The sequence below is a fragment of the Roseibium sediminicola genome (genome assembly GCF_023156505.1).
Taxonomy (GTDB): domain Bacteria; phylum Pseudomonadota; class Alphaproteobacteria; order Rhizobiales; family Stappiaceae; genus Roseibium; species Roseibium sediminicola.
Window position 1 is genome coordinate 20,075 of sequence record NZ_JALNMJ010000031.1, and the last position, 16,972, is coordinate 37,046.

At 62.5% G+C, this 16,972-nt stretch carries 16 protein-coding genes; 10 read left to right on the forward strand and 6 right to left on the reverse strand.

Annotated features, from left to right (window positions below):
• Positions 1-276: 276 nt before the first annotated feature.
• A complete protein-coding gene (locus M0H32_RS26755) occupies positions 277-777 on the forward strand; it encodes a GNAT family N-acetyltransferase (protein ID WP_248159575.1) in 501 nt (166 codons plus the stop codon).
• 162 nt (positions 778-939) lie between these two features.
• Here M0H32_RS26755 and M0H32_RS26760 read toward each other — a convergent pair whose 3' ends face one another.
• Genes M0H32_RS26760 through M0H32_RS26775 form a run of 4 tightly spaced genes read right to left on the reverse strand, consistent with a single transcriptional unit; the run spans position 940 to position 7,830 of the window.
• Positions 940-3,015, reverse strand: coding sequence for a hypothetical protein (locus M0H32_RS26760; protein ID WP_248159576.1), 2,076 nt, complete (start codon positions 3,013-3,015; stop codon positions 940-942).
• A 16-nt stretch (positions 3,016-3,031) separates the two neighbouring features.
• Positions 3,032-5,851, reverse strand: a complete 2,820-nt coding sequence (locus M0H32_RS26765; protein ID WP_248159577.1) for a DUF4159 domain-containing protein — start codon at positions 5,849-5,851, stop codon at positions 3,032-3,034.
• 3 nt (positions 5,852-5,854) lie between these two features.
• Positions 5,855-6,778: a DUF58 domain-containing protein gene (locus tag M0H32_RS26770; protein ID WP_248159578.1), complete on the reverse strand. Its 924-nt coding sequence runs from the start codon at positions 6,776-6,778 to the stop codon at positions 5,855-5,857.
• A gap of 32 nt (positions 6,779-6,810) precedes the next feature.
• A complete protein-coding gene (locus M0H32_RS26775; RefSeq protein WP_248159579.1) occupies positions 6,811-7,830 on the reverse strand; it encodes an AAA family ATPase in 1,020 nt (339 codons plus the stop codon).
• 282 nt (positions 7,831-8,112) lie between these two features.
• Here M0H32_RS26775 and M0H32_RS26780 point away from each other — a divergent pair, with 282 nt between their 5' ends.
• From M0H32_RS26780 to M0H32_RS26800, 5 genes are all read left to right on the forward strand, one after another.
• Positions 8,113-8,709: a DUF1285 domain-containing protein gene (locus tag M0H32_RS26780; RefSeq protein WP_248159580.1), complete on the forward strand. Its 597-nt coding sequence runs from the start codon at positions 8,113-8,115 to the stop codon at positions 8,707-8,709.
• A 39-nt stretch (positions 8,710-8,748) separates the two neighbouring features.
• Positions 8,749-9,399, forward strand: coding sequence for a CoA pyrophosphatase (locus tag M0H32_RS26785; RefSeq protein ID WP_248159581.1), 651 nt, complete (start codon positions 8,749-8,751; stop codon positions 9,397-9,399).
• Positions 9,399-9,659, forward strand: a complete 261-nt coding sequence (locus tag M0H32_RS26790; protein WP_248159583.1) for a DUF6111 family protein — start codon at positions 9,399-9,401, stop codon at positions 9,657-9,659. The genes M0H32_RS26785 and M0H32_RS26790 overlap by 1 nt, the downstream gene beginning before the upstream one ends.
• Before the next feature lie 4 nt (positions 9,660-9,663).
• Positions 9,664-10,908 carry a CCA tRNA nucleotidyltransferase gene (locus tag M0H32_RS26795; protein WP_248159585.1) on the forward strand — a complete coding sequence of 415 codons (1,245 nt, stop codon included), beginning with the start codon at positions 9,664-9,666 and terminating at the stop codon, positions 10,906-10,908.
• A gap of 106 nt (positions 10,909-11,014) precedes the next feature.
• A complete protein-coding gene (locus tag M0H32_RS26800; RefSeq protein WP_248159587.1) occupies positions 11,015-12,118 on the forward strand; it encodes an HD-GYP domain-containing protein in 1,104 nt (367 codons plus the stop codon).
• A gap of 34 nt (positions 12,119-12,152) precedes the next feature.
• Here the strand turns inward: M0H32_RS26800 and hemF are convergent, their stop codons facing one another.
• Together hemF and M0H32_RS26810 are read right to left on the reverse strand one after the other, a co-directional pair.
• Complete coding sequence (gene hemF / locus M0H32_RS26805; RefSeq protein ID WP_248159588.1) at positions 12,153-13,079, reverse strand: oxygen-dependent coproporphyrinogen oxidase; 927 nt, start codon at positions 13,077-13,079, stop codon at positions 12,153-12,155.
• Between the two features lie 43 nt (positions 13,080-13,122).
• Positions 13,123-13,602: a tRNA (cytidine(34)-2'-O)-methyltransferase gene (locus M0H32_RS26810; protein ID WP_248159589.1), complete on the reverse strand. Its 480-nt coding sequence runs from the start codon at positions 13,600-13,602 to the stop codon at positions 13,123-13,125.
• Positions 13,603-13,836: 234 nt separating this feature from the next.
• On the opposite strand from M0H32_RS26810, the gene M0H32_RS26815 reads away from it, so the two are divergent.
• From M0H32_RS26815 to M0H32_RS26830, 4 genes are all read left to right on the forward strand, one after another.
• Entirely contained in the window at positions 13,837-14,118 is a 282-nt protein-coding gene (locus tag M0H32_RS26815; protein WP_248159590.1) for a hypothetical protein, read from the forward strand.
• Complete coding sequence (locus M0H32_RS26820) at positions 14,111-14,884, forward strand: substrate-binding periplasmic protein (protein WP_248159591.1); 774 nt, start codon at positions 14,111-14,113, stop codon at positions 14,882-14,884. The genes M0H32_RS26815 and M0H32_RS26820 overlap by 8 nt, the downstream gene beginning before the upstream one ends.
• Before the next feature lie 135 nt (positions 14,885-15,019).
• A complete protein-coding gene (locus M0H32_RS26825; protein ID WP_248159592.1) occupies positions 15,020-15,793 on the forward strand; it encodes a substrate-binding periplasmic protein in 774 nt (257 codons plus the stop codon).
• A 249-nt stretch (positions 15,794-16,042) separates the two neighbouring features.
• Entirely contained in the window at positions 16,043-16,831 is a 789-nt protein-coding gene (locus M0H32_RS26830; protein WP_248159593.1) for a substrate-binding periplasmic protein, read from the forward strand.
• Positions 16,832-16,972 lie beyond the last annotated feature (141 nt).

Below are 16,972 nucleotides of genomic sequence, written 5' to 3' on the forward strand. Positions count from 1 at the left end.
ACCTGGAGCCTGGGCGGAAAAAATGCTGGACCAAAGCTGCCGTCGCGTGCTAACCGCTTCCTTCCACTGAGAAATCGCCGGAGTTCCGCAAGAGGTCCGGCAAGCGAGAAACGGGACCCATGACCGCAGGTCTGAACCTCCGACGACGAACCAGCCGACGAGACATCTCTCGTCCGTGCCGTCGCGGCTGACCTGAACCCGGATCTCCTGATCATTTTGTCCGGGTTCCCGGCAGGCGCGCTTTTCAAAAAAAGACTGCTTGCTGGAACCAGCCTAATGAAACAGACCATGTGGGTTATTCGACCCGAACACATTTCAGACAATGACGCCATCGAAGCTCTGCAGGCGGAGGCCTTCGGCCCCGGCCGGTTTGCACGCACGGCTTTCCGGGTGCGCGAAAACGTGCCGCACCGGCCTGACCTGTCCTTTGTCGGTCACGCGGGTGACAAGGTCGCCGGTTCGATCCGGCTGACACCAATCCGGATCGGCACATCGGATGCGCTGCTGCTCGGTCCGTTGACCGTGTCGCCGGATTTCAAGAACCGGGGACTGGGAAAGGCTCTGATGCGCACGGCCATGGAAGCGGCGGCAGCTGCGGGCGACAGGATCGTTCTCCTGGTCGGCGACGCGCCCTATTACAGCCCCTTCGGCTTTCAGCAGGTGCCGCCCGGGCGGATCACCCTGCCGGGCCCGGTGGATCCGGCCCGGCTGCTGGTGGCGCTCCTCAATGACGGCGACTTGCCGGAAGGCGCCGTGCATGGCGGGGTGTCGGGGTGAGGCGTTCCTGAACAAGCGGCCGATCCTTCGAGACGGCCTGCCGGCCTCCTCAGGATGACGCTGTGAGGAAACAGCAAGGCTCCTTCACCACACTCAGCGTCATCCTGAGAAGCGCGCTTGCGCGCGTCTCGAAGGATCGGCTGCAAACTCCATCCACCAACCCTACCGGCCCTCCCGGTACCAGGTCAGCGACAGGGCGCCGAGCAGCAGGGCGAGACCGAGTAGGCCGATCATCAGCGGGTAGCGGTCGATGCCGTTGAGCACGCTGGCCTCGGTTGCCTTCAGGCCGATCCAGCCATTGCCGGCATAGCTTGCCGACTGATGCATGGAGACAACGCGGGGAGCGTTGAGGTCTCCGCCGATGTCGCGCAGGCGCTCGGACGTGCCGCCGGTTGCCTCAACGAGCGGGGCCAGCGGTTCCGTGGACGACAGGACATCGGTGTATTCACGCGGGTTCTGCGGGCCGACATGGATGAGCGCGCTCATGGTGCCTTCGCTGACGGAAAAGAGCCCCGTCTCCGTGACCGGCAATCCGCCTCGCCAGAGGCCCGGTTCCTGCTCGGTCAAGGTCACTTCGGAGCGGTCGCCGGTCGGTGAGATGACGGTGACGTCGTCGATGCTTTCGCCGAGAGTCTGGCGCTCGATCACCAGTTCCGGCCCGCGCAGCGAGACATTCAGTGCTTCTTCTTCAAGATCCGGCTCCTGCATCAGCCAGTGGGCCAGACGGCGCAGCAAAGGCACATGGGGGCCACCGCCTTCATAACCGCGTGCCCACAGCCAGACATGGTCGGAGAGGAGCATGGCGACCCGGCCTTCGCCCTCCCGGTTCAGCACCAGGAGCGGCGTGTCGCTCGGGCCGGACATGAGGGTGTGGCCGGCGTCAATTTCGGTGTCGACGGCGCGGAACCAGCGGCTCCAGGCTGGCGGATCCTGTTCGGACCCCGGCAGGCCGCGGGTCACCGGATGACGTTCGCCGAGATTGGCCAGGGTCGCGTGGAAGGGTTGCTCCAGGATGGTTCCGGTCGGCCGTGCCGGCAGGATCGGTGCCAGCGGCGTGCGGTAGAGGCTGCCGCCCTCGGCGTAATCCGGTCCGCCGGCCAGGAGCACGGCGCCGCCATCGCGGACATAACGGGCGATGTTGTCGAAATAGAGCATCGGCAGCACGCCGCGGCGGACGTAACGGTCGAAGATGATCAGGTCGAATTCGTCGATCTTGACCGAGAACAGTTCCCGGGTTGGAAAGGCGATCAGCGACAACTGGTTGATCGGCGTGCCGTCCTGCTTCTCAGGCGGGCGCAGAATGGTGAAATGGACCAGGTCGACCGAGGCATCCGATTTCAGGAGATTGCGCCAGGTGCGTTCGCCGGCGTGGGGCGAGCCGGACACCAGCAGCACCCGCAAGTTCTCGCGAATGCCGTCAATGGTGACGACAGCCCGGTTGTTGAGCGTGGTCAGCTCGCCGGTCAAGGGCTCGGCATCGAACTCGAAAATGTTGTCGCCGCCATGGGCGATTTCGACCGGAATGTCGATCTTGACGCCGGTCTGTGCCATGCGTTGGGTAATGACGTCGCCGTCCCGCTTGACGGTCAGGCGGACCTGATCGCCGGGGCCTGTGCCCTGGCCCTGATCGACGACGGTCAGGCTGACGGTCTGTTCGGAGCCGACCAGCCCGAAACGGGGGGCCTTGTCCAGGACGATGCGGCGGTCGCGTTCCTCCACGCGGCCGGTGATCAGGCCGTGCACCGGCGCATCGAAGCCGAGCGCGCCGGCTGTCTCCGGTATGTCGTGGATCTGGCCGTCGGTTACGATGATGGCGCCGCCGACCCGCTCCGGCGGCACGTCGGCAAGGCCGTTGGTAAGTGTCTGAAACACCTGGGTGCCGTCACCGGAACCGGAATTGCGGGCTTCCAGGACGCGCAGGTCAAAACCCTTGAGCGCCTCGATGCGCCGCTTGATTTCTTCCGCGGCTTCTTCGGTGGTTGCCTCGCGTCCGGCCAGCCGCTGGCTCTGGCTCTTGTCGACGACGAGCGCGACGACGCTCGAGAGCGGCTCACGGTCTTCCCGCTCGACGGCGGGATTGGCGAGCGCGAACAACAGCAGCGCCATGGTTGCGGATCGGAGCAACCAGCCGCGCAGACTGAGGTAACCGGAGATGCCGGTGAGCAACAGGGCAAGAGCGGCCCCTGCGATCAGGGCCCAAAGGGGTAACAGCGGGTCGAAGGAGAGGGACCAGACCATCAGCGCTCCACGTGTCTCATTGCCCGAGCCGTTCGAGCAGGGCGGGGATATGAACCTGGTCGGCCTTGTAGTTGCCAGTCAGGCTGTACATGACGATGTTGACACCGGAGCGGAAGGCGTAATCCCGCTGCACCGGGTTGTTGGGAACCGTCGGATACATGAATTCGCCGGTGCTGGTGATCGCCCAGGCCGCCGCGAAATCGTTGCCGGTGATCAGGATCGGCGACACGCCGTCACCTGCGCGCACAGGCCGGTCGCCACGCGCTGCGACTTCTTCCAGGCTTTCGACCCAGAGCGGGCTTGTGGCATAGCGGCCCGGGAACGTGTCCAGAAGATAGAAGGCCTTGGTCAGCACGTGATCGGGCGGCACCGGCTCCAGCGGCGGCACATCCAGATCTTCCAGGATCTCCCGCAGCTTCAGGGTTGCCGGCGTCGAGGCGAAGCTGTTGGCCGAGGCGTTGATGTGGTCGCGGGTGTCGAACAGGATCGTGCCGCCATTGCGCATGAAGGTGTCGATGCGGGCGATGGTCTGGTCGCTCGGCTTGTCCATGGCCGGGTCGATCGGCCAGTAAAGCAGGGAATAGAAGGCGAGTTCGTCCCGGGCGATGTCGATTGCGATCGGCGCGCCCGGCTCCAGAGCAGTGCGTTCCCCGAGGAACTGGGACAGGCCGGCGAGGCCTGCAGCGCTGGCGTCGTCGATCTCCGGATTGCCGGTCAGCACATAGGCAAGGCGGGTGTCCAGCGCCGATTCCAGAGCCTGCAGCTCGGCATTGGCCGATTGCGCGCGGGCGCTGTCAGCCCCGGGCAAGGCCAGAAGCGTCAGCCCAAGCAACAGGGCGAGGCCGGCACTGACATTGCGGCTGCGCAGGCCGATGCGGCTGAGACCGCCGGCCAGCAGGAACACCGCGATCGTATCGACCACCATCAACAGGAACGCCAGCGTGAAGAAAGTGGCCCTCAGATCCAGCGGATCCGCTGTCGGATAATCCGATACCACTGCGGCCTCTCCCAAGGGAGCCAGGTCCAGGGGAGCTAGGCTGTCGTCTTTTTTCATGAGGTTCAGGGCCCGGAACCCGTCTTCAGTTCCATAAAGGCCCGGCGGGGTTCTGCGGCTGGCGACGGCACCCTGGAAATCGGCGGCGCTAACCGGTGTGACTTCGACCGGCGGCGGCCCGAAACGGCCATAGCCGTCCAGCAGCCTGAGGGGCGGCAACACGCTTTTCGACGGCGTGCCGTCCGCTGTCGTTTCCGACGCGGCAACCACGTTCGACACCGACAGGATCCGGCGCAGCATGTTCAAAAAGACACCGGAGAGCGGCAGGTTGGACCAGGAGGAGTCGGCTGTGACGTGAAATAGGACAATGGATCCGGCGCCGACCGTCGTGGCCGTCACAAGCGGGGTGCCGTCTTCCAGCATGGCCCAGGTCCGGTCCGGAAGATCTGAGGTCGGTTCCGCCAGCACCTGTCTGGTCACGGCGACTTCCTCGGGAACCTTCAGGCCGGCAAAGGGCGATCCGTCCGGAAAGTCGGCCAGATGCTGCGGCTGTTTCCAGGAGAGCGAGCCTCCGAGAGAACGGTCACCGGCGCGCAGGCGAACCGGAATGAGGTCATCGCTGCCGCCCGCGGTACGGGGGCCGGCAAAACGGACCAGAGTGCCGCCGCTCTCAACCCAGTCGCGCAAGGTTTCGACCGTTGTGTCAGGCAAACGGCCAACATCTGCCAGGACCAGAACGGATATGCCCTGGTCGATCAGGGACGGAACCGCCTCGGCAATGTCGTTCACGCGCGGTTTGCGGATGTCGGAGAAGGGGGCGAGCGCCCGTTCAAGGTAATAGATCGGCGACAGCAGCGGCTGATCCAGATCGCCCGACTGGCCCGAGATGACACCGACGGTGCGCCGGCGCCAGCTGTCGTCTACCAGCTGGACGGCGCCCGCCGCGGCCTCGCCGGAAATTTCGACCCGGGCGATGTCGTTGCGCAATTCGCTCGGCAGTTCGAACCGGGCCAGGGCTTCGGCGGCGCCCGTGTCGAAACGCGCTTGCACCTCGCCCAGAACCAGGCCTTTCAGATCCAAGGCACGCACGGTGGCGGCGCTGAGCGGTTGGTCTGGATGACGGACCACCGTAAGGGTCAGCGCCTCGGCATCATTGTTGAGGTTTTTCAGCCCCATGGGCGTGTCGAGTCCGGTGAACACCGTGATTGGCACACCCCCGGCGATCTGGGCCAGGTCGGTTACGAAGGCCCCTTCCGTGCTCGTGTCGTCCGACAGCCAGATGATCGCACTCGGGAGCGCTTTTTGGGCGGCCTTGCGCAGACCCAGGCTGAGTTCAGACCGTTGCGGCGGATGAGGTCGCGGCTCGAGTGCGCGCAGTTTTTCCAGGGCTGTGGTGGCGGCCTCCGGCGTGAAACTCTGGCCTTGGCCTTCGGCCGTGGCGGCAAACAGGACGGGCTGACCTTCCTGTTCGGCGGTGGTCAGAATTTGTTCGGCGGCACTCATCTGGGAGTCCCAGCTCCGGGCAGAAGACCAGCCATTGTCGATCAGCACCCAGAGCACACCGTCGCCCGTGGCAACCGGTTCGGCGGAACGCCAGACCGGGCCGGCCAGGGCAACAATCAGAATGGCCGCCAGCAGCAGGCGCAACAGGGTCAGCCACCAGGGACTGCGCTGCGGCGTTTCTTCATGCTGCTCAATGTCGAGCAGCAGGCGTGTCGGCGGAAACTGGATCTCGCGCGGACGGGGCGGCGTCAGCCGCAACAGCCACCAGATCACCGGCAGCAACGCAAGAGCTCCCAGGATGAACGGGGCGGTGAACGTCAGGGGCAGGCCAGCAAACACGGCTCAGACGCCTCCTCTCTGCATGACGTCCAGCGCGCCGGACAACGCGCTGTGCAAGACCAGCAGCGGTTCGGAAGCCGGCCGGTCGGTATGGTGCATTACATAAGTCCAGCCGGCCTTTCGGGCCATGTCGCGCAACTCAGACCGGTGGGCTTCCAGACGGTTCCGGTAGTCCTCGCGCCAGTTTTCCGCGCGGCCGGCCGTCAGCCGCAAGCCGAGTTCCGGATCGGTGAATTCCACGCGGCCGTCAAACGGAAAGGTTTCCTCGATCGGGTCGAGCACATGAACCAGATGGCCCTTGGCACCGGTGCCGGCGACGCGGGAGACCCAGGCGGCAATGTCTTCCAGCGGATCCAGGAAATCGGAGACGAGCACGACGTCGGCGAAGCGTTTGACCGAGGCCGTGTCCGGTAGAGCGACGGGTTTGGAGAGATGCGTCAGGGCGTCGGCGAGACGTTCGGCGGCCCGCCGGTCCGAGAACGGACGGGTGAGCCCGGGCAGGCCGATGCGCTCGCCCGTTTCCGCGAGCATGTCCGCCAGTGCCAGCATCAGGACGATCGAGCGGTCGCGCTTGGTCACCTGTGCCAGACGCGACCGGAACACCATGGAGGGCGACAGGTCGGCCCAGAGCCAGACCGTGTGGGCCGCTTCCCATTCGCGTTCGCGCACATAAAGATGGTCGTCCCGGGCGGAGCGGCGCCAGTCGATGCGCTTGGCGGGCTCGCCCAAATAGAACGGTCTGAATTGCCAGAAACTTTCGCCAGGGCCCGCGCGCCGGCGGCCGTGCCAGCCCGCGATGATCGAGCTTGCGACATGGCTGGCCTCGACCAGAAGGTCCGGCAGCGCATCGGCGACGGACCGCGCCTCGCCGATCACATTCGGCCAGGTCGTCGGGTCAATGCCGGTTTTTGCGCTGCTTGGATCCATGAGGCGGGCTCCCGGGTGGGGTTGAAAGGAACTCAGGCGATCTGGGCTTTCACCCGGCGGACTACATCCCTGACCGTGTGGCCGTCGGCGCGGGCCGCGAAGGTCAGCGCCATTCGGTGCTGCAGCACCGGCTCGGCGAGAGCAAGCACGTCGTCCACGGACGGGGCAAGACGGCCGTCGACCAGGGCGCGGGCGCGCACGGTCAGCATCAGGGCCTGGCTGGCACGCGGACCCGGGCCCCAGGCGATCAGCTTGGTGAGATCGGAAGAGCCTTCGCCCTCGTCCGGCCGGGCCGAGCGGACCAGTTTCAGGATCGCCTCGACCACCGATTCCCCGACCGGCATGCGCCGCACCAGCTGCTGGTAATCCATCAGCTCGTCCGCCGACATCGCAACCTGAGCCTCGGCCTGGTTGGCGCCGGTTGTTTCCAGAAGGATCCGTCGCTCGGCTTCCAGATCGGGGTAATGCACGTCGATCTGCATCAGGAAGCGGTCGAGTTGGGCTTCCGGCAGGGGGTAGGTGCCCTCCTGCTCCAGCGGGTTCTGGGTGGCCAGCACGTGGAAAGGCCGTGGCAGGTCGTGGGGATGGCCGGCCACGGTCACGTGGTATTCCTGCATCGCCTGCAAGAGCGCGGACTGGGTGCGCGGGCTGGCGCGGTTGATTTCGTCGGCCATCAAGAGCTGAGAAAAGACAGGGCCTGGAATGAAACGGAATGAGCGGCCGCCGTCGGCGCTCTGTTCCATCACTTCCGCTCCCAGAATGTCGGAGGGCATCAGGTCAGGAGTGAACTGAATGCGGCGGGCGTCCAGGCCGAGCACGGTTCCGAGCGTTTCCACCAGCTTGGTCTTGGCGAGGCCGGGCACACCGACCAGCAGCCCGTGGCCGCCGGCTAGGATGGTGACCAGCGACTGCTCGACCACCGCCTCCTGACCGAAGATGATTCGGGCGATGTCGGACTTGGCGTCGGAGATCCGGCTCACGGCGCGTTCGGCATTTTCAGCTACGGCGGCGAGATCTTCTTCGCTTGGGCTGGAGGGGGAAACAACGCTCATGAATCACCTTTCCCGTCATGTATCTAGTCGGCTGCCAGACCCGGTTGGCGGGGAGCCGCCCGGATGCGTGGTTGCTGCGACTCTTGCAGTCTGACACCATATAAATCAGTAGATAAGGCGCAATTGTGCGCCATACAGTGGAAAGGTCCAAGATTCTTTCGCTGCACTGGGGAAAAGGTTTGGCATCCCCTTGCAGGGCGTGAAAGGCAAATGATCGTGAGGCGTCGGGACTTGTCAAAATTCCCGGTAGGCGAAGAGACGGCAGACAAAGGAAAAACAAGCATGGCGGTCAAATCCCCGTTTCAGGATGCAGCGATGCCGGCAGGCCTCGCGGCTTTGATGAGCCGGGCGGATGCCGGCGACAAGGCACCGCCGCCGGTGGAGAAATGGAACCCGCCTTTTTGCGGTGATCTCGATATCCGGATCGCGCGGGACGGCACATGGTTCTATCTCGGATCGCCGATCGGCCGCTTGCCGCTGGTCAAGCTGTTCGCCTCCGTGCTGCGCAGGGACGAGGACGGCAAACACTATCTGGTCACCCCGGTGGAGAAGATCGGCATCACCGTCGAGGACGCGCCCCTTCTGGCCGTGGAAATGGCCGCCGGGGGAGAGGCCGAGACACAGCAACTGACCTTGCGCACCAATCTGGGCGATCTGGTGAAGGTGGGGGCCGAGCATCCGCTGCGGTTCGAAAAAGAACCGGACAGCGGCGGGTTGAAACCCTATGTTCATGTCAGGGGGCGTCTGGAAGCCTTGTTCACGCGCGCCCTGATGTATCAACTGGCGGACCTGATGGAACACCGCGGCGATGATATGGGCGTGTGGAGCGGCGGCGTTTTTTTCGCAGTCAGCCCGGATCTTCTCACCGCACCGGAGTGAAAGCATGACGACCGACGACAGACCGGGTGAACGGGCCGTATGACAGTGCCGCTGATCAATGACGATTTTGAACGGACCGGTTGGCGGGACCATCTTCAGGCACGGCTTGGCGAAGCCGCGCGGCAAGGGCTTGCCGTGGAAACCGGAGACCATATTCTCAACCCGGATCTTGGACCCTATGCGCGGTGGGAAGGGCCGCCACGGGACGCGGCCGTCCTGATTGGCGTCCTGGAACGGGGCGACGAACCCAGTGTGGTGCTGACACAGCGCACCGGACATCTGAAATCCCACGCCGGACAGGTGGCCTTTCCCGGCGGCAAGATCGATCCGACGGACAACGGGCCGGTCGAGGCGGCGCTGCGCGAGGCGGATGAGGAAATCGGCCTTTCGCCCGGCGATGTCGAACCGCTGGGCCATCTCGCGCCCTATCTGACGGGATCCGGCTACCGGGTTGTTCCGGTCATCGGTGCGATCCGCGACAATGTCTCCTTCCATCCCAGTCCCGATGAGGTCGAGGATGTTTTCGAAGTGCCCCTGCGGTTCCTGATGAACCCGGCCAATCACCAGAAACTCAGCCGCGAATGGCAGGGCAAGCGGCGCTACTTTTATGCCATGCCCTATGGTGAGCGTTATATCTGGGGCGTCACCGCGGGGATCATCCGCTCCATGTACGAAACGGTTTATCGCTGATGTTTCGAGTGTTTCTGGCACACCTCTTCCTGTTTCTGCTTCCCTTTTTCGGCTATGCGCTGTGGCTGTGGTTCAGCAAGAAGAGCAATCATCCCGAGCGATGGTCCAAGGGGCCGATTGCCTGGCTGACCCTAAGCGGCCTTGTTCTGGTGATCGCCGGTCTTGTCAGCATGGCAACGCTCGACCGGAGCCCTGAAGGCGCGGACTACATTCCCTCGCAAATGCGCGATGGCGTGTTTGTCCCAGGCCGGTTCGAATGAGGCGATGAGCGAAAAGGTCGACCACATACTGGCGCAGGCCGACTGGCTGCGGACCGACGGCATCCAGGCCGTCTTCTCGGCCATCGAGCAGGACGGCGACGAGGCCCGGGTGGTCGGCGGTGCGGTGCGCAATACGTTGCTCGGCCACCCCGTGCCGGATGTCGATATCGCTACGACGGCCCTGCCTGAAACGGTCATGCAACGTGCCCGGGCCGCAGGTCTGAAGCCGGTCGGGACCGGCCTCGACCATGGAACGGTCACCGTCATCAGCGGCGGTTTCCCCTATGAAGTCACCACGCTGCGCGAGGATGTCGAAACCTTCGGCCGTCAGGCCCGTGTGGTCTTCGGCCGCAATTGGGTCCGGGATGCGGAGCGGCGGGATTTCACGCTGAACGCCCTTTACACGGACCGTCATGGCCGGCTGCGGGATCCGTTGGGTGGGCTGGAGGACTGTCTGGCCCGCCGTATCCGGTTCATCGGCGATCCGGACAAGCGCATCCAGGAAGACTATCTGCGCATCCTTCGATTCTTCCGCATCTATGCGGCCTATGGCGCGGGAGAAATGGATGCGGCCGGGCTCGGAGCCTGCCTGCGCCAGCGCGATGGCCTGCGTCACCTGTCCGCCGAACGCATCGGCCACGAGATGCGGCGTCTTTTGAGGGCGCCTCTGGCAGGACCGGCGCTGTCCATGATGAACGATTGCGGACTCTGGGAAATCGCGACAGGCGGGCTGGCGCGTATAGACGATTTTCTGGCTCTGAGAACGTTGTCGCACATTGCGGCGGAAGTGACCGATCCGGAACTGGGTCTCGTCGTGCTGGCGGGATTTGTGCGCGAGGATCTTGAACGGATCTGCGACAGGTTCCGGCTGTCGAATGCCGAGCGGGGCAGAATGCGATCCGCATGGGCGGCCATGAAGCGCTTTCGCCAGAGGAAAGATCTGCCGGAGGCCGAGGCCCTGATCTACGAATTCGGCCGGCAGGGGGCGCTTGACGGTTTGCTGGCCCACTGGGCCGGCCAGAAAGCGCGCGGACAGGCGGCGGATGCAGCCTATGAAGACCTGTTGTCGCGGCTGCGACAGTCTCCCTTGCCGGTCTTTCCGCTGAAAGGCGCGGATCTGATCGCCACCGGCCATGCCCCCGGGCCTGCACTGGGGGACCAGCTCAAACGTCTTGAGGCAAGCTGGCGCGACAGCGGCTTCTCCTTGAGCAAAGACGATCTGATGCGGTTGGCAGGTGCTTGTTCTTAAGCAAATATTAGGTGGCAACACGTCACAGCTAGTTCTGCGATTTACCCAGAGTAAATGATCCGGCTCATCCCTATTTGGTTACGGGAGACAATCGGCGAGGCAAGGAATGGAAATTGTTCTGATATCGGATGGACCGCTTCCACTCGAATCGCCGGTTCGGAAACTACCCTTCTTCTTCCCGGCACGGCTGGTCGACATGGCGAAAGTCTCGCCGCGGACGGTCGGCGGGGCCCAGGTTGCGATCATCGAGCTGCTGGACGCGAGCGACGCCGGCCTGACGGCGCTGAAGAACTCCTGGGAAAGCATTGCGGAAATTCCCGCGATCTGCCTTGTTTCGAAGAAGAACCGACGGGAAGTCATCCAGGCGGCCGCGCTTGGCAAAACCGAAGTGATGGAGCGCGACACGCCGTTGTCGATGCTGGTCCGGATCCTCAAGGCCAAGGTCGGTTTCGATCCGATGGCGACCGCGCCGTCAACGGTTCCGCCGAAGACCCTGGAAGCCTATCGTCAGGGCAATGCCTTTCTGGAAAGCGTCGCCCTGTCGGCGACGGACGGATCGAACATCCAGGTCAAGCTGATGAACGACAGTGCCAAGGAAATCCTGGCAGCCCTGTCGCTTGATGGCATGGGGCCATGGATGGAGGCCGTCCAGTCGCATCACAGCGGCACTTATTGTCATTCCCTGATGGTCTCCGGCATCGCGGGTCTGTTTGCCAGGCATCTGGGCTGGAACGAGGCGGATTGCCAGGAAGTCGTTGCGGGCGGGCTGCTGCATGACATTGGCAAGATGCGGATCCCGCTGACCATTCTCGACAAGGTCGACAAGCTCACGCCAGAAGAGCGGGCGATCATCGACAAGCACCCGCAGTTCGGCCGGGACATCCTCAAACCGAGGCTCGAAGTGCCGATGGACATCAAGAAGATGGCAATCCAGCACCATGAGTTTCTGGATGGATCGGGCTATCCCGACGGTCTTAAGGCCGCTCGGATCTCGCCGAAAGTGCGGCTTATGACCATTTGCGACATCTTCACCGCGCTGACGGAAACCCGTGCCTACAAAGAGGGGATGCCGGTCAGGGCCGCGCTCGGCACCATGAAGGAAATGGGCAAGAAGCTGGACCAGGACATGCTGAACGAGTTTGCCCGCATGGTGATCGACCGGGATTTCGGCGAGATCAGCCGCGCACCGAAAGCAGCCAGCGGCGGCTGACCGCCGCTTGCCGCGTCCTACTTGAAGCCTCGGCTTACGGCCATTTCACGACCGGCGGCATGGAGGACAGGATCGAGGCGACATTGCCGCCCGTCTTCAGTCCGAAAATGGTGCCCCGGTCGTAGAGAAGATTGTATTCCACATAGCGGCCGCGCCGGATCAGCTGTTCCTCGCGCTCCGCGTCGGTCCAGGTCTTTTCGAAATTGCGCCGGACAAGCTCCGGATAGACCTTCAGGAAGGCCAGACCGACATCCTTGGTAAAGGCGAAGTCGGCGTCCCAGTTTCCGCTGTGAAGATAATCGTAGAAGATCCCGCCAATACCGCGCGCCTCGTTGCGGTGCTTCAGGAAGAAATAGTCGTCGCACCAGGCTTTGTAGGCCCCGTAATCGGCCACGTCGTGGGCCTCGCAGGCAGCCTGCATCGCCTCGTGAAAGGTGACCGTGTCCGGATCGTCCTGTGTGCGACGGGCGTCAAGCACCGGGGTCAGGTCGGCTCCGCCGCCGAACCACTGTCTTGTCGTCACCACCATGCGGGTGTTCATATGCACGGCGGGCACATGCGGGTTCTGGGGATGGGCAATCAGGCTGATGCCGGAGGCCCAGAAACGCGGGTCCTCGCTGGCGCCGGGGATCTGGCCGCGGAATTCCGGCGAGAATTCTCCATGAACCGTCGAGATGTGCACGCCGACCTTCTCGAAGACCCGGCCTTGCATCATCGACATGACGCCGCCGCCGCCCTTTTCTCCCGTGCTGTCGGTCCGTTCCCAGGGCGTGCGTTCGAACCGGCCGGCAGGCAGGTCGGCGAGTGGGCCACCAGCCGAGCCGATCTCGTCTTCAAGATCCTCAAACGCCTGACAGATTCGGTCCCGCAGATCCTGGAACCAGGCTGGCGCGATGGCCTTCTTGTCCTCTATGCCGTCCGGGATGGGGCCACCGCGATTTTCCGGAGAAGGTGCGTTCATGACAGTGTCCTGAATTGAAAATAGGGCCGCGCCTGCGGCGCTCTTAAATAGCTTTATCCGTGCTTCTAGGAAATGTACCGGTTTGCCGCAAGGCTTCTCCGAGTACCATGCCGGCGGTCACCGCCACATTGATGGAACGGACGCCCTCGGCCATCGGCACCGTCAGGCGGGCATCGGCAAGATCATGCACCGTATCCGGAACGCCCGAGCTTTCCCGCCCCATCAGAAGAATGTCGTCGGCCTCGTAACTGAACTCGACATAAGTCTGCGCTGCCTTCGTGGTCAGGAGGACAAGCCGTTTTTGAAGCGGCCTTCGCCAGGCCTCAAATGCTTCGAACGAGACATGCCGGGTCATGGCCGCCCGTTCCAGATAATCCATGCCGGCGCGCTTCAGGGCGCTGTCTGAAATCGGAAAACCGGCCGGTTCGATCAGATGGATGCGGATGTTCATACAGGCGGCGAGCCGCAGGATCGTACCCGTGTTCTGCGGAATGTCCGGCTGGTAAAGAGCGATGTCGGGCATGATGTCCTGCGGAAATCCAATGAAGTTCGGTCGAGCAGGGACTTATCAGGTGTCCACGACCTGCGCAAAGCGCATCCGGTGCCATGCGGGCTGTGACTGGAGGCCCCCCTGGCTTCCCTCTTCGAACCACGGGAGTGGTAAACCAGACAGGGCTCGACTTTATTCGGTGCGAGTAAAATTTCCTTAATGACGCAGCGTTAGCTTTCGAGGGGTCTAGGGTCAGGACTCATTAATTTGATCGAAATGGCGCAACAAACGGCAACGAGTTGCAAGGAAAAGCGCGAAAAGCGGGCTTCCTGCCCGGTTGAGCGGTTTGGCGCAGCAAATCAAAGCCGTTTTGCGTCCCTCCGGGATAGGGTGAATTTGCCCGGCAACGTCGTTGCAAATCTTGGGAAACCGGACGGTTTCCTGCAGCTTTGCGCCTCGTATCCGAACAAATTCATCCCTACCATTTCACTCAAATTAATGGGTCCTGACCCTAACTGGAAAGCTGTGCCGGTTGATCGACATGTGTGAGAAAAACGTCATTGTTGGCTGCTTGCTGCTGTTGCTGAACCTCGTGCTGGTGCCTTCCGCGCAGGCCGATGAGATCCTGCTGCTGCAGGAGGATTCCTATCTGCCATATATGGGAGTAGCGGATTTTGAGGCCATCGGCATCTACAGCGACATTCTCGACGAAGCGCAACAACGACTGAACCCTTCTTCCTTTGCGCTCAAGGCGGTTCCCTGGTCGCGCGCCATCGAACTTGTGCGTGCCGGAAACGCGCAGGGGCTGGTCGGGACCTATTATCGTCCAGCGGCCAGGCCGTGGATTCGTACATTCTCGGTGCCGCTCTTCACGGAGCAGGTCGGCGTATTCTGCCGGCCTGGCATAGGGGACGAAAGCTGGTCCTACCCGGAAGATTTCAAGGGGCTGATCTTCGGCAACAACACCAATTTCAGGACCCCGGGCGCCAGGTTCTTTGAACTCGTCGATGCGGGTGAAATCACCTTGCTGGAAGCCGAGACAACGGCGATGAACCTTAAGATGCTGGAGATCGGGCGCCTTGATTGCTACGTGCAGGAGCAGCTTACGACCGAACGGGAGATCCGGGGCAACAAGCTGAAAAATGTGCGCCGCGTGAAAACGATCAGCGCAGAAACCGCCCATATCGGTTATTCCGCGTCTTGGATGAGGCCGGAGGCAGATGCCTTCATCGCCGAGATGGACCGGGTGCTGACAGACATGCACTCAGATGGAGCGGTCAATCGCATCATTGCCGCCTATTTGAGCTCTTCGTAAATGCACCAAGATCTCTTTGTGTTTACAATCGGTTTTCATTGCGATTAATACTGGTATTTTCTTGTATTAATATTTGAAGAAACTTATATTTGAATAATATTCCCTTCTTGTTTCGATGTTGTGAGGGGAAGTGCCATGACTTATCTTTGGTTGAAAACTCTAATCTCTTCAACTTTATTTGCCGCTGGCCTGGCAGCAGGAACTTCGCAGGCGGCAGAGATTCTGCTGGTGCAGGACGAAGCCTATCCGCCCTACATGTCCAAGGACGGCAGCGATGCCACCGGTATCTGGGCGGACGTCGTCAAGGAAGCGGGCCGCCGCATGGATGGAATGACCTTCAAGATCGAAGCCGTGCCCTGGTCGCGCGCGGTCGGGCTGGTGGAGCAGGGCCGCGCGCAGGGCCTGGTCGGAACCTATTACAAGCCTGAGGCACGTCCCTGGATCGCCGCCTATTCCGAACCCGCCATGACGGAACAGGTCAGCGTCTACTGCCATCCCGGGGTCGCCAAGGCAGACTGGACCTATCCCGACGATTACAAGGGCCTGACCTTCGGCAACAACACGGGATTTCAGACCCCCGGCGCGAAATTCTTCGAGATGGTCGAGGCCGGCGACATCAAGCTGCAGGAAGCGCCGAGCACCGAACAGAACCTGAAAAAGCTCAGTGCCGGCCGGATCGATTGTTATGTGCAGGAACGGCTCTCGGCCGAGATCGCCATCAATTCCGGCGGCATCGACAATGTGGAACGGGTGACCGATGCCAGCTCCGAACAGTCTTTCATCGGCTACACCGACACCTGGACCGGACCTGAAGCAGAGGCTTTCATTGCCGCGATGGACCAGGCGATCAAGGACATGAAGGCCGACGGCACGATCGACAAGATCGTGAAGAAATATGTCGGTGGCTAAACCAGGGTCAACCACTGCCGGCAGGTCCCTCAGGCAGGTGTAGACGTCAGACCCTTCGCTGAGTTTCCGGAAACCTTGCCGGCGGACGGGACCCATGCCCTCCTGGCGGCTTGACCGCCAGGGCGGCAAGGTGCCCGCTGAGGGCGAGGGGGGGCGAAGCCTGCAACGCCATCTTTGTAGGCCTGAGGCGAAAATCGCTTTATTTTTGCCGGATGGTCGTTTGTATCGTCCAGCAAGGGGGAGCGTACAATGCACCGGAATCGTTTCGCCGCGACATGGCAATTTCTTGCGGCCACGCTCGGCTTGACCGGACTGCCCCCGGGCGCGGCGGGGGAACCGGTTGAAATTGTGACGATGGTGCAGGACGCGGAATACCCGCCCTACATGTCCAGTGACCTCAACGGCGCCAGCGGCATCTACGCGGAAATCGTCCAGGAAGCTGACCGGCGCATGCCGGCCTATGAAATCGATCTGAAGGCAACGCCCTGGTCGCGCGCCATGCATCTGGTGCGCAGCGGTCAGGTCGACGCGCTGGTGGGAACCTATCACAGGCGGCAGGAGCGGCCGTGGCTCCGGCGTTATTCAGCCGCGATCATGTATGAAAACATCTATGTCTACTGCCACAAGGGGGTGGCTGAGAAAAGCTGGTCCTATCCGGAAGACTATGCCGGGCTGGTGTTCGGCAACAACAAGGGGTTCGAGACACCCGGGCGCGCCTTTTTCGACATGGTCGCGAAGGGCGAGATCTTCCTGACCGAGGAACAGAACACCACCATCAATCTGCGACTGCTGCAATATGGGCGCTTTGACTGTTATGTCCAGGAGGAGGCCGTGGCCGGCCCCATCCTGGCGGAGAAGGCCTATGACAACATCATTCCGGTCAAACAGGTGACCTTCGAATCGGTTCATGTCGGGGTCTCCGTCAAGTGGAATGCCGAGACAGCGGATACTTTCCTGGAGGCTTTCGACAAGGTCATCGCCGAGATGAAGACAGACGGCACCATCGACGGGATCATTTTCCGGAACGCAATGAACTGACACCATTTCCGCCTGAAGGAGCACGGCGTGTGCGTTTTGACTGGGCCAAGCGCCAGCCTCTTGCGTAGGATGAGGGACAGAATCGTTCCAGCCCAACTCCCTGCAGTCCTTACTTGAGAGACCCCGTGTCGCCGCTCTTCC